The following is a 22,265-nucleotide window of genomic DNA, read 5'->3' on the forward strand; positions in this document are numbered from 1 at the left end:
ATGAGCTAGCGGAGCTTAGTTATATTTTTCTTGGGCTTCTCAGCAGCTTTAAATTAAAACTACTGTGCTTCGTTGTTTAGGTACGCACGCATAGAGATATCCGTCCACTGGCGAACATCTTTCAGATAGTTTGCTTGTGACTCTTGAATCTCTTTCGCTAGTGGATCTTTAGCTGCGTGATCTGCAAGTAGGCGACCATTTGCGTCACGAAGTGCTTTGATAACTTCAGGCGGGAAGTCTTTTACTTTTACGTCTGGATATTCAGTTTTAATTGAAACCCAGTTCTTACCACTTTCATGTACAGATTGTGCATACATGTCGTAAGCAGCCGTACGCATCGCAATACGCAAGATTTCACGTAGATCTTCAGGCAATTTTTCCCAAGTACGTTTGTTTACTAGGAACTGCAACTCAGTTGCTGGCTCATGCCAACCTGTGTAGTAGTAAGGAGCGATTTTGTGGAAACCCATACGCAGGTCAAGAGATGGGCCTACCCACTCAAGAGCGTCAATTGTGCGGCGTTCTAAAGATGTGTACAGTTCACCCGGTGCAATGTTGGTTGGTTTTGCGCCTAACTCAGCCAAAACTTCACCAGCGAAACCCGGAATACGCATTTTCAGACCTTGAAGATCTTCTAGTGAATTGATTTCTTTTTGGAACCAGCCACCCATCTGGATATCGGTATTACCGCCAGGGAATGAAAGCATGTTGTGAGGTTCATACACTTTCTCCATCAGCTCCATACCACCGCCATGATAGAACCAAGCGTACTGTTCAGGTGCAGTCATACCGAAAGGCATAGAAGTGAAATAAAGCGTATTTGGAACTTTGCCCTTCCAGTAATAAGACGCTGAGTGACCCAAGTCATACTGACCTGATTTCACCATATCGAATACACCTAACGGCGCTTTGTGTTTATTCGCAGAGTCGATGCGAATTTGCAGGCGGCCGTTTGACATCTTTTCTGCCATTGCAGCCATATTTTTTGTTGTATCACCGAAAATCGGGAAGTTCGGGCCCCAAGTTTCAGCTAGTTTTAAGCGATACACTTTCTCATCAGCAGACGCTGATGTTGACAGCAAAGCAAAGCACGCTGTAAGCGCAACCATACTCGTTGTCATAACTCGTTTTACAGATTGATGAATCAGACTCATTGTTCACGTCCTTTTGTTATTGGTCAGTGCAGTGGTACTTCAGTAGCACTTCAGTTCACTACATACTTTGGGTGAACTTTCATCAATAAAAAATGAGCATGATTACGCAAAGAAATAACATCAGCAGCGGTATATAAAACCATCGTCTTACGTAGTAATACGTAGGATATATAACATCACTGTTCTATCTAATTCTTTTAAAAGGTATTTACATAAACTGGAATATTCGGCCTCTGTGCTTCTACGTAATTACTTTCACAGACATGAAGTTTGCGTTTTGTTTTCGAAACTGTGACAGAGCGCCGTAAGTGCTATATAGAATTCTATATAGGTCTGAGAAGTGAAAATGAAAAAGCCCCGGTAATACCGAGGCCTTAGAGATTGAAGCTGCGAAGTGAACTACACCGCTTTGTAGATAACTTTGTTACCCGCTAACTGCTCTTTCACTACAAGATTTTCTTCAAGTAGTTTTTTAAGTGCGCCTGTTGCCCAAGAAGCCGCTTTTGCGTCTTCCTGACCAGCTTCTAGGCCAATAGACTTAGGATTAATGCCTTCCGCATTTTTAGCAACAATATCAAGAACCTGTTGTTGCTTAGGCGTTAATTCTACGTCAACTTTAATCGCTGCTGCTTGAGCAACAACTTTTTCAACCGCTGGTTTAGCTACTTTTTTCTCTACAACTTTCTTTTCAGCTGCAGGTTTCGCAGTTTTCGTTGCTGAAGATAGGTTCGCTACAGTCGCTTTAACACGCTTTTGCAGTTTAGCCTGCACTTTGCGCTTATGAGCAAGTCTCATCGAGTATGTCTCCATTTCACTGCTTTAATCGCAGTGGTGAAAATTTGAAGCGCGTTTTATATCAAAATTCTGCTGTCATTTGTAGCATTGAGGTCAACTTCTCCCGCAAAAATGCATCTATCGCACGTTTATGACTACAATTTATACAAGGACGTTTTTGATTATCACAGTTGCAATACTGGGGATAAACACAGTTTTATAGAGAGTGTATGTGGTTTCTATGCAGAGTATTCATATCGCCAATCATCACTTTGACTTACGTTCTCCTTATGCGAAATGGGTAGGCATTGCGGCTGCTTTATTGGCTTTGGGGTTTGTTATTTGGTCACCCAGTTGGCGACAAGCCTTAGTCGCGGTGATCGCTATTGGTGTGTTGTTGGTTGTTGGCTACTGGCTGATCAGAAAAAGCCAAGTTGGCTATACCTTTACCGCTACTCATTTTCAGCAGCATCTGTTTCGAGGCGGTTGGGTTTTGCGTTGGAATAACATCAGTAAAATCGGCATTTGTACTTTCGAGCAAGACGGATGGCATCATCCGTTGCCATGGATTGGTATCAAGCTAAGACGCTACTCTCCTTATCTTGACAGTATTTGTCCGCGTATCGCCTCTGAAATACTGCTCAGCCAGCGTGCTCTGCTCTATCTTGGCGCACGACAAAAAAATCAAGAAACGAAGTTTGAGGATATGGTGTTGGATGCTCAGCAGTACAAAGAATCTGCAACTAAAAGCTACTCAGGCTTAATGGCTATGTTGGCAAACAGAATGAAGTATCAACGCCAATATTACGATTACGACGTTTTTATCTCGGCGAATGATTTAGACAGAAGTGCGGAAGAGTTTGTAGGGCTAGCTCGGCGCTATCTTGCAGCAGCCGAGCCAAAGAATACTGATCAGTAAAGCGGCATTTCATCAGCCACGTAATGATTGTGTAATCGTTCATGACCAAATGTTGATTTAGGTCCGTGCCCCGGAATAAAAGTCACATCATTACCTAATGGCCAAAGCTTGGTTTTGATCGAGTTCAGCAAATCACCGTGATTACCCTGAGGGAAATCAGTACGACCGATACTGCCATGGAAAAGTACATCACCAACAAAAGCCAGTCGCGCTTCTTCACTGAATAAAACCACATGTCCCGGAGTATGACCCGGAGTGTGAATAACTTGAAGAGTCTGTTTACCGAAGGTCACTGTGTCACCTTCATCTAACCATCTGTTTGGCTCAAATGCTTCTGTAAGCGGGAAGCCGAACATTTGGCTTTGACCTTCTAAACCTTGTAGCCAGAAGTTATCCGCTTTATGTGGACCAACAATATCGACATTGCCAAGCTGATCGGCCAATGATTCTGTACCACCAACATGATCTAAGTGACCATGAGTAAGCACGATGTGAACCACTTTCACTCCCAGCTCATCAATCATAGCTTTCAATTGTTTGACGTCACCACCCGGATCGACAACAACGCCTTCCATGGTTTCATCACACCAAACGATTGAACAGTTTTGAGCGAAGTGAGTCACAGGGACAACTTGATATTGTAAAGACATAAAACAAACCTTGTTCGATATTCGAAATTGTTCGAACTATGCCACTAGAGCCGTAGTTTGACAAGCTACGAGCCTTGCCAGTTGCGGACTGGGCCTGTATCTATGTGTACAAAGCCACTGCGAGGATAATACCCAACGCCACCCGCTTTTAGGCTTAATGCCACTTCATGGACTTGTTTCAATGAAACGCCATCCAAACGGAAATCAAAGGCCTTACCCATCATATGGAAGCTCTTCTGCGCAACACCATTTGAGTTTTGACGAAGCATTTCATTGGTTGCCGGAGAGCGGTAACCAGAAATAATCTGTACCTCTGCCTCACTGCCGATTAAGGTTTGAATACGGGTTAATTGGTCGAATAGCCCTTTGTCCATAGGATGAACTTCGTTGCGACGAAAATCGCGGCAAATATGGTTGAGTCTTTTCAGTTCTGAACGCACATAACGATGACCATTGAAATAGCAACTTTCTAACGTTTCACCCGTGTGCAGGTTATTCAGTGCCAAAACACGAGGTTCATCTGGAAGAGAGGCTTGAGCAAGGCTTGGCGAACAAGCCGCTACCACTAAACCACTTCCAGCAAATTTCAAAAAATCACGTCGAGAAACAATCAAACCAACACCTTTACTACTGATTAAATTTCAAACAGAGGGCGAAACTTAACGGACTCGCCAGTGAAGGTCAAATGCATAATTTGTGCACAAAATCGCCTTACACGGCGATTGTGTGCATTAGTGCTTGAACATAAAGAAAAACTTTAATATGTAAATTTTGAGTAAACTTTGAAGTAAATAACATAGGCCAGCGCTTAATTGCCAACCTTTGCCTGTCATCCACGAGCTTGTGCATCGAAGCGGTAAACATCATCCCTGTACTGAAGACTTCCACCTTCATACCAAACGGTTTGGTAAATGATATGAACTGGGATTCGCTTCTTCAGCGCAATAGACTTATTGCTTGGGTTCTGTTCATCTTTCAATTTGGACTCATCAATTCCCTGAGTTTCAAAAATCTTAGCAGCAAAAATAGACGCATCCTGCACACGGATACAGCCAGAGCTGAATGCTCTTGATGGGCTGCTAAACAGATGCTTGCTTGGTGTATCGTGCAAATAAATGGCTCTGGCATTTGGCGTATTAAATTTGTACAACCCCAATGCATTTTGACGCCCTGATTGCTGACGCATTCGGTATGGGAATGTATCTGGGTCTACGCTTGTCCAATCGATCCCTTTCGGATCTAAGATTTTGTCTGAGGTCCAGCTCTTAATGATATCGATATTATGTCGGCTGAAGTAATTAGCATCCCTCTTCGCCAATGGAAGAATGTCTTCCACCATAATTTTTCTCGGAACATTCCAAGTGGGATTTAAAATCACGGAATCGAGCTTAATAGACATCAAAGGCGTCGGACGTTTAACACTACCCACGACCACTTTCGATGAAAATACGGGTTTACCTGAATACCAGTACTTCATATCAAACCCAGGAATGTTCACCACGATCACAGTGTCTTCTTCCTGTGACCATAAGCGGCTGCGCTCGGCATTCAAAGCCAGAAGAGCCAAGCGGGACTTAACAGAAAGGTTGAGCCATTTTAACGTGTCGGGACCGATGATTCCGTCAGACTTAAGACCATGCATTCGTTGAAATCGCTTAACCACTTTCACCAGACTGTTGTCATACCAGGTGACACTGTCACTCACTTGACTCATATCGATGCTCACCAGTGATAAGCGATGAATTAGCAGCTCTCTATCATCAAGCCTATCCCCCGGCTTTATTAAACCTTTTTGGTTATAGCGAGGAATGATCTCAGACTCTTTCTCAAGCAGAGTATTGTATGCAGTCATCAAAGGCTTGTATGAAGCGTCACTCGGCGTGTATGACTGAACCAGTTCACCAATACCGTTCGTCGCCACAGCAACTTCCAAAGAAACAAAGGCGTTTTCACTAGGGAGTGGTAAGTTGTATGTCAGCTTTTTGCCTTCAAAAAACCACTGTTGCCCAAGTTTTGCAGCCTGCTCAGCGTAACTCAAATACATGATAAGAGTATCAGTCGCTAACAGGTCGTATTCAAACCAAGTATTTTGCTCGCGATATTTTTGCAAATACCCTAAACGGCCATCAAATAGCGGACTAATACCTGCACGATGGATAACTTCAAGCTGCTGCTCAAACTTTTGAATGGTAGCTAAATCGATCCAAATAAGCTGAGCGTTATTTTCCTGATAAATTCGCTCAACTCTCTGCGGATACGCTAACAGTGACAAAACCGGTGAATCAGGTTCAATCCAACCTAATTCAGAAAGCCGTTTTTCTGCTGCTGAAATCGATACACTGAACAGAAGTAGCAACACTGCAAAAAAACGATTTTTCTTCATATAAAGACGCCTAACTCAACAACCTATAGATTGAGTATGGCAAAAAATGAGTCAATTGTTATGACAAAATTAAACAATTGCTGACCAGTGATTATCCCATTGCACATTTGATACACTTGTTGCCGCGCCATGAGGATATTGGTTTCTCACTACCATCCCAGCACCGGAGCTTACCTGAAACTGCTCATCATGCACAACAACACCTGAAGCATCGGGTAAAGGAGCGAGTTCAACTAAGCGATGAGTTTCCTTCGACCAAATACCGTAGCAATTCCCGACGGGAGACGTAGCCAATATCCATTTATCCGTGGCCGCTATGCTTGCAATATAGTGATTAAAATGAGCCCACTCTTCAGGTTCAGCAAGTAAAGGCTGCATTTCCCCGCCACGGGTATGCATGGCAATTAATGATGCTGTGTCTTCCGGTTGCCCACGATATTGTTGTCCGCACAACACGGTTTCACTTCCGTCATGAGCAAGGTGACGAATACTCAAATGGTGATCCGGTAATGCAACCTGCTCTAGCACTTTGCCATTCATAGACAGATAAGTAAGACTCGGCTGCATTGTCTCTATATTTAAAGGCTCTCGGCCGTTGGTATGAACGCCACCCACACCAATCGCTAAGGAGTTGTCTGGCATCATGATCACCTCATGTGGACCAATACCAAACCCTGTCAGTTCATCGGTTTTCTTGTAGCCCTTTTGAACGTCATAAACACCAATGATACCCCTACTGGTTCCTCTTTCACCTTCGGTAGCAAACAACCATAAGCCATCATTGGAATAGACGCCATGACCGTAATAGTGTCGCTGAGAACCAGACGAATTGAGCGCTATCATCTCGCCACTCTGATAGTCAAAAACCATCATGAACTCACCCGGACGACGGCCAAAAGCAACGGCTTGACTCATATGTGGATGAATAGCGACCCCATGTCCTCTGGCAGGTAAAGGCAACTGACGAATCGCTTGCCCCTGTTTATCGGCAACTACAGCGCTAAACTGGTTGCGGCTTGTCACGGCACAACCAATGAGTGCTGGTTGATTTTTATTCCCGTTGCTTGCACAACCAAACGGAAATATTGGTGTGCAAACACCGAAGAGAGCCGCTTTTAGTAGCGAGCGGCGAGTGTTATCAGTCACCATCGGTTGCATTGAATCCTATCACTACGTCTAGTTCCACAGAGACTTCGTCATGTAACAAATACTTAAGTTGTTCCATTTTGTTGTACTGAGAAAGCACGGTTCGATATCCCTCTTTTGTTTGCAACAGGTCGAACAAACTTCCCTCTTCAGGCCATGTTGCCAAAAGGTTTGCATATTGGGTTTTCACTCGTTCTGCCAAATCGACCAGTCCACGATCTCTCAGCATTTTGTCTAAACCATTACCATTAGATAAATACAGCGCTTGCATCGCTTCAATGTTGGCTTTTAGGTTGAACAGAGACGTTTTAGAGCGCCATGATTCAGAGAAATATGGGCGAGGTTTACCAATATTCGCTAAAGGACGGCTTAACTTAGACATAGAGAATTCTAACTGATTGGATAGCAGCGCTATGTATTCCGATGTCCACGTTTTCTCATCCAGTTTTGTCCAAGGGTTTGTACGCCACGCTTTTTCAATCGTGTCGGCTCTGTTTACCAGATTTTCACTGATTGCTGTTGCTGACATACATGCCTTAACCTTCGAAGTGGTCAGAGGCGATTTAGAATCGTAGAGCATCCATTCAATAGCACCAAGCCCTTGTACCGTCACACTGTTTTCTGCAATTTCGGAAGCCGTCCAAACTTTATCCTGCTTTGTAAGTGCGCCCATTTTCAGACCTGTAGTGTTTTTCTTATCTGGCCAAAATTGCACATTCCAACTTTGAGCAAGAGCGTCAGCAGGACCTCTCTCCTGACCTTGTAAAGCCATCCACGCAAGCATAGTGCTATGCCATTGCTGTTTGATCTCCCCGATATCCACGGAATCTGCCTGACAATACTCATAAAACATCTCGGCTAATGAATCGGCTTGTAAAGAAAAATGATCTGCTGCTTGATACTCCACCAAATAAGTAGCTTGGCTTACGTGTTGAGTTTGCTGCGCATGCGAAGCTGTTTGGCTTGTCTGACACGCCATTAAGCTCAGTACCAATATGCTTGGCAAAAAAAGTTTGAAGGTCATATAAACACCTAACAAAGAATGACTTTATAAAGAATTTAGAAATGCGATTAAGGATTCGCGTTCTTGCTTATTGAACTGAAGTACTTTTTCTTTGACTGGTTGAGCTTCGCCCCCGTGCCAAAGCACCGCTTCCATAAGATTTCGTGCTCGTCCATCATGTAGGAAGTACGTATGGTTATTCACTTCCTCTGTATAGCCGATGCCCCATAGCGGTGGCGTTCGCCACTCATTTCCTGATGCAAGAGCTTCAGGTCGGCCATCACTTAATCCCTCACCCATATCGTGTAATAACAAATCTGTATATGGATGAATAGTTTGTTCTGACAGTGCAGGTCTAGATTCCACTTTTGCGGTTTTAACCTCTGTTTTGTGGCAGCTATTACATCCTACTTCAGCGAACAGCTTTTTACCGTGTTGAACTTTTGGGCCATCAACGTTTCGGCGCACAGGTACCGCTAAGTGTTGCGAATAGAACTCAACGAAATCGAGTATATTATCGCTCACTTCTGGTTCACCACCGTTAGGCACTTGACGACAAAGTGTTTGGTGCACACTGCAGTTTTCTTTTGGGAATAAACGGCTGGTCAACCCTAAATCACCATTGAACGCTGCGGCATTTTGTTGCATCAACGATGGTTGCCCTGCTTTCCAGCCAAAACGTCCAACGACTTTTTTCTCTTCGCGGACATCCCAAACTCGGTTTACACGACCAGAGATTCCATCACCATTAGCGTCGTTCTCATCTTGCCAAGAAAGAATCGTCTGCTCAGGAATGGCTTCTAACAGGCCTAAACCAATCATAGGCGGAGCGACACGCGCAGAATATTGAGTCTTCGGATGTAAGGCGCCATACCCTAAATTTTGAATAGAAAGATTCGGTTTACGTAAAAGTACTGGAGTGCCATCCGCAAACTTAACCACCACTTCGTCGTAAGTAATATGAATCGAACCTTCGGCTTTTTTCCCTGGCAGGGCAAAATCTTGCAGTTGGTCACCGTAAACCGGTTCAGGTACTACACCTGCTTTGTCATATATGGCTTTTTGTGCAGCTGTTTCTGCTGGAATGCTCAAACGCACAAGCATCGAAACCGCTTGGGTATCATTGGCTTCTGGAGGGTGACCACGTCCGTCTTTGATATGACAGTTCTGACAACCATTAGTGTTGAAAAGAGGACCGAGACCATCACGAGCATCTGTTGATGAAGGAGCAGGCACCCAAGGATTACGGAAAAAACTGTTACCCACGCTAAAGTCCAAACGTTTTGCCATTGGCAAGTTTGATGCAGGCAGAGAATAAGCATTAGGGCCGGCTTTCGTTGTACTGGTACTGCCACCAGATTTCACGTCTTCAGCCACCGCATGGCAAGAGGCCAAACTCAGCAGTAGTGCTGAAAAATACGACTTCATTACGTCTTTCTCATCGTTTAAAAAGCAAGAAACCCAATCCGTCACACCTCATGTTAAAGGTCTAAAGATTGGGTATAAATGAGCTCTCTTTTTGTGGGGTGAATCTTGTTAAGAGAGCTCAGTCTGCCATCGAGATTAAAATTCGTGGTCAGCGTTATCCGGATTGAGACTATCGATACCGATAATGCCTGCTGCACGCTCAATAGAAGCCGTTTGAGCCACTAAACCATCGATAGCTTTATTGACTAATGCGTTGCCCTCAGCGTTGTCTGCAGCAATTAACTGATCAAAGTGTTGATTGTTTTGTTCTGCTGATTTCACTAACTCACCAACTTCTGCACGAGAAACTTCAAATTGAGCCAGAATGTCTTTCGCGGCCGCTGAATCTTTGTCTGCAACCAAATCATTGATGCTTGGACCAGAAATTTTAGATCCGTCTACACGTGAATATGAGCCCGTATAGACGTTGTAAATGCCTTGCTCATTAAAGTAATGAGAGTTGTGCGTATTGTCTGAGAAACAATCGTGCTCGTCTTCAGTTGAATTCGCTTCAAGCGCCACTTTCATACGCTCACCAGCTAACTCACCAAGAGATAACGAACCCATACCAAACAACATTTTACGAATGCCGTTTGTTGCTGATTCTGAAAGTAGTTCCTGACGGTAATTACCTTTTTCCGATGCTGACCACTGCTTTTCCATCCACTCAAGATCTTGAACCAAAAGCTGAACAGCCGCTTTTAGGTATTGGGCACGACGGTCACAGTTGCCGTTAGTACACGCTGCACCTTGAACGTAATCTGTATAAGGACGAGCGCCAGCGCCAGGGTTAGTGCCGTTTAGATCTTGGCCCCATAGCAAAAATTCAATTGCGTGGTACCCAGATGCAACGTTAGCTTCCGAACCACCAACTTCGTTCAGGCTGGCGATTAAATCAGGGGTAATAGTAGATGCATCAATTGTCGTTGCACCGATCGTGATCGCTTTATTACCGATAATGTTTGCACTTGCGCCTTCATTACCAAGTTCATATTGGTAATCTGTCGCAACGTAATCGATCAGACCTTCATCCAAAGGCCAAGCGTTTAGCTGCCCTTCCCAGTCATCAACAACGGCGTTACCAAAACGGAAAACTTCAGACTGTTGGTACGGTACACGCGCTGCTAACCACGCTTTTTTAACGTCTTGCAATTTTGCTTCTGACGGTGCTGATAGAAAAGTATCTACTGACTTTTCAAGACCTTTAGCTGTAGATAATGAATCAGCAAACACTGCGTGAGCAATATCTGCATAGTTTTCTACAACTTGTTGTTGAGTAACTGCGGCCATACTTGCAGCACTGGCTAAAGCTAAAGAAGCGGCGATAGATTGGACTAAAAACGATTTCACTTTCATTGAAGCATCCTTGTTGAGCAACTTTATATTGTTAGTGCTAATTATTCTCATTTGCACTACTAGTTACGCATCATACAAATTTACAATTTATTTGCAAGCTGTAACAAAAAAAACCTCACCGAAGTGAGGTTTTTTTATGCAAAAGTGATGAGCTATTAAAGTTTTAAGTCGTGCTTTCCGTGTGAGACTTTGGCTTTCAAATAGTTTTCATTGCCCGACTTGATGTGAGCTGCCGTGTTGACGACTTCAACAATCTCGATGCCATGTTGTTTTAGTTCATTGACTTTCTTAGGATTATTAGTCACTAAGCGGATCTTACTGATACCTAAAGCTTTCAACATTTGCGCAGCTTCAGTGAAATCACGTAGGTCATCGCCGAAGCCCAAATGATTGTTGGCTTCATAGGTATTCATACCTTGGCTTTGTAAACGATAAGCATCGATCTTGTTATAAAGGCCAATGCCACGGCCCTCTTGACGCAAATAGAGAATGATTCCGCCAAATTCGCCCATTTTTTCGATGGTTTCTTCTAGTTGCTCACCACAATCGCAACGCGACGAATGGAAAACATCACCAGTTAAACACTCAGAGTGCATACGAACCAATGGAATCTCTTGAGACTTATCAACGGATTTGAAGATAACAGCAACGTGCTCTTTGTCTGTTTCTAACCCTTTGAAAGAGAGGATTTCAGCATCAATGCTACTTTTAGCGCCGACTTTAAAGTCAACTCTGGCTCTTACTTCCGCCATATCTGTACTCACTTTACTCAAACATTACTTATGCACAGTCGTTAATAATTTATCTTCTTCTCATACTTAGCAAAGCGAATCGCTCTGCCACATTGAGAGTCCATGCATTCGAATCAGTTAATCTTGCCATAACTATGGGGATTGACCCGCCAGTTTTCAATGAAAAGATCATAATCTGTTTATCCACTCAAGTAACTTATAGAAACGCGCTCTGTAAGATTCATTAAGCTTTGTTGTTATAATATAACAATTTCGAAAAACGGCAATAAAAAACCCAGCTGTATTAAGCTGGGTATAAAGCACTAGATTGACTTAGCTTTTCTGAGCTTTCTTCCACACGGTGAAGTCAATCCAAATTTGTTCTAGCTCTTTCAATTCTTCCGCAGTTAATAACGATAGCGTTGATTTAGACTGAGTCGAAGTATATGGCTGCAGAGAACTAATTTGTTCATGAAAAGCTTCTTTCAATTTATAAATCATCAGTTGGTCCACTGCCTCAATCCATTAATAAGCATTAATTCTCAAAAATAATACCATTTAAAATTCAATTTTGTGACAAAAAACATATTAATGGAACTATCATCACACTTTACATTTGATTTTTTATAGGTGTTATTTTTGATCCAAAATATTCAAATAGATCAATTACCTTGGCTTTGTGATCACCTAAATGAACCAGCTAAAAAATGACGCTTTATTCATATTCACTTCACTCTAATGCCACTTCATATAAACCACTCTTTACATTTCATACATTAATAAATACTAATATTTCATTTATTAATGATTTGATATCACATAGAGTTTCAAATATACGCAAATATCGCTTTCTAAAGTGGTATCGCTGTTTTTTAGATGAAAAAAAACCGAGTATTTAATACTCGGCTTTTTATATAGTGAAGATTATTTATTCTGAATCAGATTCGCTATCAGTTTCAGAATCATCACTCTCAATTTCAACGCTATCCGCTGACTCTACTGACGAATCTAAAACTTCATCACCCTCTTCCCCTTCAGGAAGTTCAGTTTCTTCAATTTCTTCGATTCGTTGTAGCCCAACAACTTTCTCATCTTCCGCTGTACGGATAAGTGTTACACCTTGAGTGTTACGGCCAACTTGGCTCACTTCGCCAACACGAGTACGTACAAGCGTACCTGCGTTAGTAATCATCATGAACTCGTCGCCTTCTTCCACTTGAACCGCACCGATAACGAGACCGTTACGCTCTGAGACTTTGATCGACACAACACCTTGTGTTGCACGGCTCTTCGCTGGGTATTCACTTAGAACAGTACGCTTACCATAACCATTTTCCGTTACTGTCAGTATGTTACCGTCAGTCTTAGGAACGATTAGAGAAACGATTTGATCCTCGCCGTTCAGCTTCATACCACGAACACCAGCTGCAGTACGTCCCATCGCACGAACTTGTTGTTCGTTGAAGCGGACAACTTTACCTGATTGCGAGAACAACATGATGTCGTTGTTGCCGTCTGTAATATCAACGCCGATTAGAGAGTCTTCATCACGTAGGTTAAGAGCTATCAGACCGTTTGCACGCACGTTGGCGAACTGATCCAAAGACGTCTTCTTAACAGTACCGTCACCCGTTGCCATAAAGATAAATTTATCTTCACTGAACTCAGTTACAGGCAGAATCGCTGTAATACGTTCATTTTCTTCTAGCGGCAGTAAGTTAACAATTGGCTTACCACGAGCAGTACGGCTCGCTAATGGCAATTGATACGTCTTCAGACGGTATGTCTTACCACGCGTAGAGAAACATAGAATGTTGTCATGAGTGTTCGCAACGAGTAGACGTTCGATATAATCTTCGTCTTTCATGCGTGTTGCACTCTTACCACGGCCACCACGACGTTGAGATTCATAGTCGCTTAGAAGCTGATACTTCACATAGCCTTCGTGAGATAGAGTCACAACAACATCTTCACGAGCAATCAGCTCTTCCATATCAATATCATGGCTTGCAGCTGTGATTTCTGTGCGACGTGCGTCACCAAAAGCATCACGAACCGTTTCTAGCTCTTCACGGATCACTTCCATCAAGCGCTCAGTGCTGCCAAGAATATGCAGTAGCTCTGCAATTTCTTCTAGAAGCTGTTTGTATTCATCAAGAATCTTCTCGTGTTCTAGACCCGTTAAACGGTGTAAACGAAGTTCTAGAATCGCCTGAGCTTGTTGCTCAGTTAAGAAATATTGACCATCACGAATACCGTATTGAGCTTCAAGCCACTCTGGACGAGCCGCATCTGTACCAGCACGCTCAAGCATTGCCGCTACGTTGCCTAGATCCCAGCCTCGTGAAATCAAACCAACTTTAGCTTCTGCTGGTGTTGGAGCCTTACGGATCAACTCGATGATTGCATCGATATTTGCCAGTGCTAGTGCCAAACCTTCGAGGATATGAGCACGCTCACGAGCTTTACGTAATTCAAAAATAGTACGACGAGTCACCACTTCACGGCGGTGGTCTACGAAGCACTTAATCATCTCTTTCAGGTTAAACAGTTTTGGTTGGCCATGTTCAAGGGCAACCATGTTAATCCCGAAAGTGGTTTGAAGTTGAGTGTTTGCATATAGGTTGTTCAGAACAACTTCACCAACTGCATCACGTCTACATTCAATAACAATACGCATACCATCTTTATCAGATTCGTCACGTAGTGCGCTGATGCCTTCAACTTTTTTATCTTTTACTAGTTCCGCAATTTTCTCAATCAAGCGAGCTTTGTTCACTTGATACGGAATTTCAGAAACGATGATGGTTTCTTTGCCACTCTTATCTGCTTCAATATCAGCTTTAGAGCGCATGTAAACTTTACCGCGACCAGTCTTATAGGCATCAATGATACCTTTACGACCACTAATCAATGCTGCGGTTGGGAAATCTGGTCCTGGAATGTAATCCATCAACTCATCAATAGTGATGTCTTCATTTTCGATGAATGCCAAGCATCCATTCACAACTTCAGTTAAGTTGTGTGGCGGAATATTGGTCGCCATACCTACTGCGATACCTGACGAACCGTTCACAAGCAGGTTAGGAACTTTCGTTGGCAGTACAGCAGGAATCTGCTCAGTACCATCGTAGTTGTCTACGTAATCAACCGTTTCTTTATCTAAATCAGCCAACAGTTCATGGGCTATTTTAGCCATACGAACTTCGGTATAACGCATTGCCGCAGCAGAGTCGCCATCGATAGAACCGAAGTTACCTTGACCATCCGCTAGCATATAGCGCAGTGAGAACGGCTGTGCCATACGTACGATAGTATCGTATACAGCACTGTCACCATGTGGGTGATATTTACCGATTACGTCACCTACCACACGGGCAGATTTCTTATATGGTTTATTCCAATCGTTGCCCAATACGTTCATAGCAAATAGAACGCGGCGGTGTACTGGTTTTAGACCATCACGCACATCTGGAAGAGCACGACCAACGATAACTGACATCGCATAGTCTAGGTATGAACCTCGAAGCTCATCTTCAATGTTTACGGGCGTGATCTCTTTAGCTAGATCGCTCATAGAGCCTTTATCCCTCTATAGTTTGATCGGTATATCCAGACAGTGAACTATTACTATAAATAAGCCGAATAGACACTGTTTTCCAATTTCCAGATATTATTGATACTTATAAGGTGAAAAAATATAACACAACTTATAACGGTTCGGCATAACTTTCATTGCCCTTTTATCAGGTTGTGATGTTTGTTGCCTCTAAAATGTGGAGAAATTACACACTTCTCCCATATCCAACTGATAAATGGTTAATTTTTGCCCATATATTTACTAAACAATCAATTCTTGTTTAAACAAATAGAGAACAACTGGTTTGATTTACTCATAACGTTATAATGCCAACGTAACCACGGATGAGTATTAAAGGCAAATTCACTATGACGACAACTCAAAATCAAAACGTCGACCCTAACGAAATAAAAAAATTCGAGGACATGGCCTCTCGTTGGTGGGATCTAGAAGGCGAATTCAAACCTCTTCACCAGATTAACCCTCTTCGTCTCAATTATGTTCTAGACAAAGCGGATGGTCTTTTCGGCAAGAAAGTGTTGGACGTGGGCTGCGGTGGTGGCATTTTAGCGGAAAGCATGGCTCGCGAAGGTGCGGAAGTTACGGGCTTAGATATGGGCAAAGAGCCTTTGGAAGTCGCTCGTCTCCACGCGTTAGAAACTGGAACTAAGCTCACTTATATCCAGAGTACAATCGAAGACCACGCAAAAGAAAACCCACAAACCTATGATGTGGTGACTTGTATGGAAATGCTGGAACACGTTCCAGACCCGCTTTCCGTAGTTAAGTCTTGTGCTGCATTGGTCAAACCGAACGGTCACGTCTTCTTCTCTACCTTGAACCGCAACATTAAATCGTATCTTTTTGCCATTGTTGGTGCTGAGAAGCTAATGAAGATTGTCCCTGAAGGTACTCACGACCACGAGAAGTTCATTCGTCCTTCTGAGCTGCTTAAAATGGTCGATCAAACACACCTTAAAGAACAAGGTATCACTGGTTTACTTTACAACCCGCTGACTGACGCATATCGCTTAGGGAAAAATGTTGATGTGAACTACATCGTTCACACGCGTTTGTTCTGATCACAAAGTTGAGGGTTTTTTAACCCTCAACTACTTCGAGAAACATTTCATTTTTATGCACGATTTTCGTGCATTCTGTTCCATTTTGAATCAACTAAATTTGGCTCGAATTTTTAGTTAAAGATCAAGGAAATTTTTTTTGATCGGTTACGAATAAACCAATCTTGAAAGCTCGATTTTTTACAATCAACTCTGTTCTTAGATCATCAGTTAGTGGCTACTAACGTTTTTTTTCATTTTCAAAGTTATCCACAAAGTTTCCCCTAAACTGTAACTTGCATTAAAGGGGTTATAGCACTATGTTGTAACTCGAACACTGATGCACCCCTATATGTAGTGTCTAAGCCACTAGATATAGGACGAGCATAATCACAAAACCGTTAATAATTTTACAAGAATTACATATAAAAACGGTTTTAATCAGTTTTGTTAGGGAAATGAAGCAGAATGAACCAACAACTCACTGTCACAAAGCGTGATGGCCGCAAAGAAACTATTGATCTGGATAAGATCCACCGAGTGATCACATGGGCTGCTGAAGGTCTACAAAATGTCTCTGTATCACAAGTGGAACTTCGTGCTCACATCCAGTTCTACGATGGCATTACCACATCAGACATTCATGAAACGATTATTAAATCAGCAGCTGACCTGATCTCTGAAGAGAGCCCAGATTACCAATATTTGGCTGCGCGATTAGCGGTATTCCATCTACGCAAAAAAGCTTATGGTCAATATGAGCCACCAACACTATTAGAACATGTTTCTTCAATGGTTGAGAAAGGCAAATACGACAAGCACTTAATGGAAGATTACACGCGTGAAGATTTCATCAAGCTAGACAGCTTTATCGATCACCGTCGTGACTTAAACTTCTCTTATGCTGCTGTAAAACAGCTTGAAGGTAAGTACTTTGTACAGAACCGAGTGACAGGCCAAATTTATGAGAGTGCTCAGTTCCTTTACATTCTTGTAGCGGCATGTTTGTTTGCGAAGTATCCAAAAGACACTCGTTTGGATTACATCAAGCGTTTCTATGATGCGACGTCAACATTCAAGATTTCCCTACCTACACCAATTATGTCTGGTGTGCGTACGCCTACCCGCCAGTTCAGCTCATGTGTACTGATCGAGTGTGGCGACAGCTTAGATTCTATTAACGCAACAGCGAGCTCAATTGTTCGTTACGTTTCTCAACGCGCAGGTATTGGTATCAACGCTGGTCGTATTCGTGCATTGGGCTCAGAAATCCGTGGTGGTGAAGCTTTCCACACAGGTTGTATTCCATTCTACAAATACTTCCAAACAGCAGTGAAATGTTGTTCTCAAGGTGGTGTTCGTGGTGGCGCAGCAACGGTGTTTTACCCTCTATGGCACGGTGAAGCTCAGTCACTATTAGTTCTTAAGAACAACCGTGGTGTTGAAGAAAACCGTGTTCGTCATATGGACTATGGTGTTCAGCTAAACAAACTGATGTACCAACGTTTAGTGGAAGGCGGAAACATTACTCTGTTCTCACCTTCTGACGTACCTGGACTTTACGATGCGTTCTTCCAAGATCAAGACGAATTCGAACGTCTATATGTGAAGTACGAGAACGATGCTTCGATTAAGAAGACAACCGTTAAAGCTCTTGAAATGTTCACGCTACTAATGCAAGAACGTGCTTCTACAGGTCGTATTTACATTCAGAACGTTGACCACTGTAATACTCACAGCCCGTTTGATGCGAGCGTGGCTCCAGTACGTCAATCAAACCTATGTTTGGAAATTGCACTGCCAACCAAACCTTTAACTAATGTTGAAGATGACAATGGTGAAATTGCACTTTGTACTCTGTCTGCATTCAACCTAGGTTCGATTGAAAATCTAGACGATTTTGAAGAGCTAGCAGACCTAGTGGTTCGTGCACTTGATGCTTTGTTAGATTATCAAGACTACCCACTACCAGCCGCTTATAAGTCAACGATGAATCGTCGTACGCTAGGCGTAGGTGTGATTAACTACGCATACTACCTAGCGAAGAATGGCGTTAAATACTCAGACGGCAGTGCAAACGCTCTAACGCACCGTACTTTTGAAGCTATGCAATACTACTTGCTAAAAGCTTCTGTACAGCTCGCGAAAGAACACGGTAAGTGTCCTTTATTTGACGAAACAAATTACGCGAAGGGCTTGCTACCAATTGATACGTACAAGCGCGACCTAGATAAAATCTGTGATGAAGAACTTCATTATGATTGGGACGCACTACGTACAGAGATCTTGGAGCACGGTCTACGTAACTCAACTCTGACTGCACTGATGCCATCTGAGACATCTTCTCAGATTTCGAATGCAACTAACGGTATCGAACCACCTCGTGGTTACGTATCAGTAAAAGCATCAAAAGACGGCATTTTGAAGCAAGTTGTACCAGAGTTCCTAAAATACAAAGAAAACTACGAGTTGCTTTGGAACATCGGTTCTAACGATGGTTATCTACACCTAGTTGGTATCATGCAGAAGTTCGTTGACCAAGCTATTTCAGCGAACACCAACTACGACCCTAGCAATTTTGAGTCTGGCAAAGTGCCAATGAAGAAACTGCTTCAGGATCTGCTGACTGCATACAAGTTTGGTGTGAAGACGCTGTACTACCATAACACTCGTGATGGTGCGAAAGACGATCAAAAAGACGTGGTGCAGCCACAAGATGACGACTGCGCAGGTGGCGGTTGCAAGATCTAATCTGATTGACTCGAATTTTTAACTGATTTGAATGCCCTTTGACGAAGGCAAAGGGCAAAATGGATGACAGCAAATGGCTTACAGTACTTTTACTCAGAAAAAGAATAACCAACTTAAAGAACCAATGTTTCTTGGTCAGCCAGTTAACGTGGCTCGCTATGACCAACAAAAATACGACATTTTTGAAAAGTTGATCGAAAAGCAACTTTCGTTCTTCTGGCGTCCTGAAGAAGTTGACGTTTCAAGTGACCGTATTGATTACAACAAGTTACCTGATCATGAAAAGCATATTTTCATCTCGAACTTAAAGTATCAGACTCTTCTTGATTCAATCCAAGGGCGTAGTCCTAACGTTGCTCTACTTCCATTGGTTTCACTACCAGAATTGGAAACGTGGATTGAAACGTGGTCTTTCTCAGAAACAATTCACTCTCGTTCGTACACGCACATTATCCGTAACATCGTTAATGACCCTGCGGTTGTGTTTGACGATATCGTAGAAAATGAACACATCATTAAACGTGCGAAAGACATCGCGCATTACTACGACAATCTGATCCAGTTAACCAACGATTATCACCGTTACGGCGAAGGTACACACACGGTTAATGGCGAAACAATCAAAGTAAGCCTGTCTGGACTTAAGAAGCAGCTATACCTGTGCTTGATGTCTGTAAACGCGCTAGAAGCGATTCGTTTCTACGTAAGTTTTGCGTGTTCATTCGCTTTCGCAGAACGTGAGCTGATGGAAGGTAACGCGAAAATCATCAAGCTTATCGCTCGTGACGAAGCGCTGCACCTTACTGGTACTCAGCACATGATCAATCTGCTTCGCAACGGCATGGACGATTTTGAGTTCTTACAAATTGCAGAAGAGTGCAAACAAGAGTGTTTTGACTTATTTAAAGCTGCAGCAGAACAAGAAAAAGAGTGGTCTGAATACCTGTTCAAAGATGGATCTATGATTGGTCTGAACAAAGATATTCTTTCTCAATACGTTGAGTACATCACGAACATCCGTATGCAAGCTGTGGGTCTTGATGCGGCATACCCGAATGCAACCAGCAACCCTATTCCATGGATCAACGCATGGTTATCATCTGATAACGTTCAAGTTGCTCCACAGGAAGCAGAAATCAGCTCATACCTCGTTGGTCAAATCGATAACGAAGTTGGCGCAGACGATTTCGAGGGCTTTGAGCTGTAATGGCAACGGTCAAAATCAACAAAATAATCACTATTGAATCTAACCCGTCAAACACATTGCTAGAAACAATGGAACAGGCTGGGTTAGAACCGGAATACAACTGCCGAGATGGCCATTGTGGAGCGTGTCGTTGCACGCTTCTCTCCGGCGAAGTCGAATATGTTGGTTTTGCAATGGCGTATACGCAAAGCAATGAAATTTTGCCTTGCATATGTAAAGCAAAAACGCCAGTTGAACTATCCGATGTGCATTACCAGCCGAAAGCGAAACGAGCATAATCCCGCGTTATTTGTTCGCACAAGCAGGATAAATTGAAGCCAGAGCTAAGCTCTGGCTTTATTCATTCCAAATAGAATTTCATCTGCCGTTCCCATAGAAACGGATTTATGACCGATTTCCCTACCGCCATCATCATACAAAGACAAGCGATAGCCAGGATAGCTTGAATTGTTATTGTCGACTGGCGCATGACGCCAAAGTGAAACAACATCATAATCCTCACCACTACCGGTAAGTGCTTCTCCTAACACTACTTTTTGGCTTGCAATTTCGTACCACACTAAGATTTTTGATTGTGAAAACATATCCAGCCTCCTGCCGAAGTCACAGCGACGAGCTTTCAGTTTACAAACAAAATTGAGAAATTTTGGACTCATTTGTGAGACGAATTTTTACCTCTCTTAAAATCATCGGTTTAGATCTTAGACAATTTACGCATATGAAAAGAGATAATGTCGATTTCGGTAATAAGCCAATTATTCATCAGCTTATTACCATTCATCGTACGGAAAATAAAACTAGCGGAATTCAAGGTGTGCAAATCAACCCAAAACACTACTTGGAAGATACATGTCTTTAACCGTCGTCACTGAACTGTACTTGGCGAGAATAGGTTTACCTTCCAAATAACGACGCAACATATCAGCGGCAATAGTACCGATGATTTGCTTCTGTTCTCCAGAAGCATAAGCGCGGTTGAACTTCACTGTTTGTCCCCACTCTCCTTGCGGAGCAGACAAAGAAACAGTGAAATGGTCTTCATTGAGCATGCCCGTTACAAGGGAAAGATCAGTGGCGCACTTTTCTTTCGTTGCTGCCGCCAAAGCAAAAGAAGCAGCCAACGGATCCTGATGCCCCAAACCTTCCTCAGCTTTATGGCTGAGAATCCAGCTATGCCCACTAAGCTTCTCGATTTCGGCATTACTTAAAAGCCAATTGGATAGCCAACCTTTAGTTGATTGCTCAGCCAAAGCAAGCGACATCCCTTTCTCAGCCATAAGATGTCCGATATGTTCAAGCATCGGTTCATCAACACTCACAACATGTTGCTCTAAATGCGAGTAAATCATTTGTAGCAGCTTTACACGCGTATCTAAGTCATTGCGTGGGCCAAACAACTTCACTTCAATAAACGGCAAATAAGAGCGGTAACCAAGCACGTATCCTTGAGGAAGGTGAAGTTTATCCAACTTGTCGGATATACCCGACTCCGTCGTGCCAAATGTATAGAGACGACTACACTCTAAACCAGCCTGTTGTGGATACTGCTTTTTCAGATCTGGCAATATCTGTTCACTGGCCATGAGCTTAAACTCTTTTGGAACACCCGGAGTGAAGTAGAACCAGCAGTCATTGATTTGAACCTTAAAGCCGCAAGCTGTGCCTATTGGGTTATCGAGAATGATCGCTTTCTCAGGCAACATGGCTTGTTTAATGTTACTTTCCGGCATTTTGATTTTACGCTGAGCAAAAAAGGTTTCTAGCTTCTCTAGCCATTCAGGAAACAGTTTGAGTTCTTGCTCAGCGGCCAATGCTGCGCATTCCGAACTTAGATCATCGGTCGTTGGTCCTAGGCCACCGTTCACTACCACTACATCTGCGTTGAAGCTCAGCATTAATAGCTCTTCGACTAGTGAAGTTTTTGCATCCCCTACCGTTGAGCGTTTGTTTAACGCAAAACCATTTTGGAAAAACTCTCGCGATAACCAAGCTGCATTGGTATCAACGATGTCTCCATGCAACACTTCCTCACCAGTGCTTAACATTGCAACTTTGAGCATATTCTTACCTTTAATATATTTAC

Annotated in this window: 19 protein-coding genes; 5 read left to right on the forward strand and 14 right to left on the reverse strand. The window is 42.9% G+C overall.

The window, feature by feature from the left end; translation table 11 throughout:
* Positions 1-59: 59 nt before the first annotated feature.
* Together P4S58_RS08090 and P4S58_RS08095 are read right to left on the reverse strand one after the other, a co-directional pair.
* The gene (locus tag P4S58_RS08090; RefSeq protein ID WP_042487682.1) at positions 60-1,154 is read right to left on the reverse strand and encodes a TRAP transporter substrate-binding protein; all 1,095 of its coding nucleotides are present in this window, start codon (positions 1,152-1,154) and stop codon (positions 60-62) included.
* Between the two features lie 399 nt (positions 1,155-1,553).
* Positions 1,554-1,949 carry a MarR family transcriptional regulator gene (locus P4S58_RS08095; protein ID WP_102965916.1) on the reverse strand — a complete coding sequence of 132 codons (396 nt, stop codon included), beginning with the start codon at positions 1,947-1,949 and terminating at the stop codon, positions 1,554-1,556.
* Positions 1,950-2,169: 220 nt separating this feature from the next.
* On the opposite strand from P4S58_RS08095, the gene P4S58_RS08100 reads away from it, so the two are divergent.
* Positions 2,170-2,847, forward strand: a complete 678-nt coding sequence (locus P4S58_RS08100) for a DUF2982 domain-containing protein (protein ID WP_042487841.1) — start codon at positions 2,170-2,172, stop codon at positions 2,845-2,847.
* On the opposite strand, the gene P4S58_RS08105 is transcribed toward P4S58_RS08100, so the two are convergent.
* The 10 genes from P4S58_RS08105 to gyrA form a co-directional block, all read right to left on the reverse strand.
* Positions 2,841-3,497, reverse strand: coding sequence for an MBL fold metallo-hydrolase (locus P4S58_RS08105; protein WP_102953084.1), 657 nt, complete (start codon positions 3,495-3,497; stop codon positions 2,841-2,843). The two genes, P4S58_RS08100 and P4S58_RS08105, sit on opposite strands and share 7 nt — an antisense overlap.
* A gap of 65 nt (positions 3,498-3,562) precedes the next feature.
* On the reverse strand, positions 3,563-4,111 hold the full coding sequence (locus P4S58_RS08110; protein ID WP_337163519.1) for a YcbK family protein: 549 nt from the start codon (positions 4,109-4,111) through the stop codon (positions 3,563-3,565).
* Positions 4,112-4,326: 215 nt separating this feature from the next.
* Entirely contained in the window at positions 4,327-5,880 is a 1,554-nt protein-coding gene (locus P4S58_RS08115; protein WP_337163521.1) for a L,D-transpeptidase family protein, read from the reverse strand.
* A gap of 69 nt (positions 5,881-5,949) precedes the next feature.
* Complete coding sequence (locus P4S58_RS08120; protein WP_337163523.1) at positions 5,950-7,038, reverse strand: DUF1513 domain-containing protein; 1,089 nt, start codon at positions 7,036-7,038, stop codon at positions 5,950-5,952.
* Complete coding sequence (locus P4S58_RS08125; RefSeq protein WP_102953080.1) at positions 7,019-8,050, reverse strand: imelysin family protein; 1,032 nt, start codon at positions 8,048-8,050, stop codon at positions 7,019-7,021. The genes P4S58_RS08120 and P4S58_RS08125 overlap by 20 nt, the downstream gene beginning before the upstream one ends.
* Before the next feature lie 24 nt (positions 8,051-8,074).
* A complete protein-coding gene (locus P4S58_RS08130; RefSeq protein ID WP_102953079.1) occupies positions 8,075-9,457 on the reverse strand; it encodes a di-heme oxidoreductase family protein in 1,383 nt (460 codons plus the stop codon).
* Between the two features lie 135 nt (positions 9,458-9,592).
* Positions 9,593-10,852 (reverse strand): imelysin family protein, encoded by a 1,260-nt coding sequence (locus P4S58_RS08135; protein WP_337163524.1) that lies wholly within the window; start codon positions 10,850-10,852, stop codon positions 9,593-9,595.
* 155 nt (positions 10,853-11,007) lie between these two features.
* On the reverse strand, positions 11,008-11,604 hold the full coding sequence (locus P4S58_RS08140; RefSeq protein WP_102942464.1) for a GTP cyclohydrolase II: 597 nt from the start codon (positions 11,602-11,604) through the stop codon (positions 11,008-11,010).
* A gap of 312 nt (positions 11,605-11,916) precedes the next feature.
* The gene (locus P4S58_RS08145; protein WP_337163526.1) at positions 11,917-12,096 is read right to left on the reverse strand and encodes a hypothetical protein; all 180 of its coding nucleotides are present in this window, start codon (positions 12,094-12,096) and stop codon (positions 11,917-11,919) included.
* 415 nt (positions 12,097-12,511) lie between these two features.
* On the reverse strand, positions 12,512-15,160 hold the full coding sequence (gene gyrA / locus P4S58_RS08150; protein WP_102965923.1) for a DNA topoisomerase (ATP-hydrolyzing) subunit A: 2,649 nt from the start codon (positions 15,158-15,160) through the stop codon (positions 12,512-12,514).
* Between the two features lie 371 nt (positions 15,161-15,531).
* Here gyrA and ubiG point away from each other — a divergent pair, with 371 nt between their 5' ends.
* The 4 genes from ubiG (at position 15,532) to yfaE (ending at position 20,460) form a co-directional block, all read left to right on the forward strand.
* Positions 15,532-16,245 carry a bifunctional 2-polyprenyl-6-hydroxyphenol methylase/3-demethylubiquinol 3-O-methyltransferase UbiG gene (gene ubiG, locus P4S58_RS08155; protein WP_269348985.1) on the forward strand — a complete coding sequence of 238 codons (714 nt, stop codon included), beginning with the start codon at positions 15,532-15,534 and terminating at the stop codon, positions 16,243-16,245.
* A 447-nt stretch (positions 16,246-16,692) separates the two neighbouring features.
* Entirely contained in the window at positions 16,693-18,975 is a 2,283-nt protein-coding gene (nrdA, locus tag P4S58_RS08160) for a class 1a ribonucleoside-diphosphate reductase subunit alpha (RefSeq protein WP_337163529.1), read from the forward strand.
* A gap of 73 nt (positions 18,976-19,048) precedes the next feature.
* Positions 19,049-20,182: a class Ia ribonucleoside-diphosphate reductase subunit beta gene (nrdB, locus tag P4S58_RS08165; protein WP_042487730.1), complete on the forward strand. Its 1,134-nt coding sequence runs from the start codon at positions 19,049-19,051 to the stop codon at positions 20,180-20,182.
* Positions 20,182-20,460, forward strand: coding sequence for a class I ribonucleotide reductase maintenance protein YfaE (gene yfaE, locus P4S58_RS08170; protein WP_102953075.1), 279 nt, complete (start codon positions 20,182-20,184; stop codon positions 20,458-20,460). Before nrdB ends, yfaE begins: the two co-directional genes overlap by 1 nt.
* A gap of 45 nt (positions 20,461-20,505) precedes the next feature.
* Here the strand turns inward: yfaE and P4S58_RS08175 are convergent, their stop codons facing one another.
* Positions 20,506-20,766, reverse strand: coding sequence for a 30S ribosomal protein S6 modification protein (locus tag P4S58_RS08175; RefSeq protein WP_102953074.1), 261 nt, complete (start codon positions 20,764-20,766; stop codon positions 20,506-20,508).
* Between the two features lie 237 nt (positions 20,767-21,003).
* On the reverse strand, positions 21,004-22,242 hold the full coding sequence (locus P4S58_RS08180) for a CinA family nicotinamide mononucleotide deamidase-related protein (RefSeq protein WP_337163532.1): 1,239 nt from the start codon (positions 22,240-22,242) through the stop codon (positions 21,004-21,006).
* Positions 22,243-22,265 lie beyond the last annotated feature (23 nt).

The sequence above is a fragment of the Vibrio sp. Hal054 genome, from assembly GCF_037162405.1.
GTDB classification, from domain to species: Bacteria; Pseudomonadota; Gammaproteobacteria; order Enterobacterales; family Vibrionaceae; genus Vibrio; species Vibrio diazotrophicus.

Excerpts from the sequence above, each read along its gene's own strand:
- P4S58_RS08135 (WP_337163524.1), bottom strand. The coding sequence starts at position 10,852 with ATGAAAGTGAAATCGTTTTTAGTCCAATCTATCGCCGCTTCTTTAGCT.
- P4S58_RS08105 (WP_102953084.1), bottom strand. The coding sequence starts at position 3,497 with ATGTCTTTACAATATCAAGTTGTCCCTGTGACTCACTTCGCTCAAAAC.
- P4S58_RS08115 (WP_337163521.1), bottom strand. The coding sequence starts at position 5,880 with ATGAAGAAAAATCGTTTTTTTGCAGTGTTGCTACTTCTGTTCAGTGTA.
- P4S58_RS08100 (WP_042487841.1), top strand. The coding sequence starts at position 2,170 with ATGCAGAGTATTCATATCGCCAATCATCACTTTGACTTACGTTCTCCT.
- P4S58_RS08175 (WP_102953074.1), bottom strand. The coding sequence starts at position 20,766 with ATGTTTTCACAATCAAAAATCTTAGTGTGGTACGAAATTGCAAGCCAA.
- P4S58_RS08140 (WP_102942464.1), bottom strand. The coding sequence starts at position 11,604 with ATGGCGGAAGTAAGAGCCAGAGTTGACTTTAAAGTCGGCGCTAAAAGT.
- P4S58_RS08125 (WP_102953080.1), bottom strand. The coding sequence starts at position 8,050 with ATGACCTTCAAACTTTTTTTGCCAAGCATATTGGTACTGAGCTTAATG.
- gyrA (WP_102965923.1), bottom strand. The coding sequence starts at position 15,160 with ATGAGCGATCTAGCTAAAGAGATCACGCCCGTAAACATTGAAGATGAG.
- nrdA (WP_337163529.1), top strand. The coding sequence starts at position 16,693 with ATGAACCAACAACTCACTGTCACAAAGCGTGATGGCCGCAAAGAAACT.
- P4S58_RS08130 (WP_102953079.1), bottom strand. The coding sequence starts at position 9,457 with ATGAAGTCGTATTTTTCAGCACTACTGCTGAGTTTGGCCTCTTGCCAT.
- ubiG (WP_269348985.1), top strand. The coding sequence starts at position 15,532 with ATGACGACAACTCAAAATCAAAACGTCGACCCTAACGAAATAAAAAAA.
- P4S58_RS08090 (WP_042487682.1), bottom strand. The coding sequence starts at position 1,154 with ATGAGTCTGATTCATCAATCTGTAAAACGAGTTATGACAACGAGTATG.
- nrdB (WP_042487730.1), top strand. The coding sequence starts at position 19,049 with ATGGCTTACAGTACTTTTACTCAGAAAAAGAATAACCAACTTAAAGAA.
- yfaE (WP_102953075.1), top strand. The coding sequence starts at position 20,182 with ATGGCAACGGTCAAAATCAACAAAATAATCACTATTGAATCTAACCCG.
- P4S58_RS08095 (WP_102965916.1), bottom strand. The coding sequence starts at position 1,949 with ATGAGACTTGCTCATAAGCGCAAAGTGCAGGCTAAACTGCAAAAGCGT.
- P4S58_RS08120 (WP_337163523.1), bottom strand. The coding sequence starts at position 7,038 with ATGCAACCGATGGTGACTGATAACACTCGCCGCTCGCTACTAAAAGCG.
- P4S58_RS08180 (WP_337163532.1), bottom strand. The coding sequence starts at position 22,242 with ATGCTCAAAGTTGCAATGTTAAGCACTGGTGAGGAAGTGTTGCATGGA.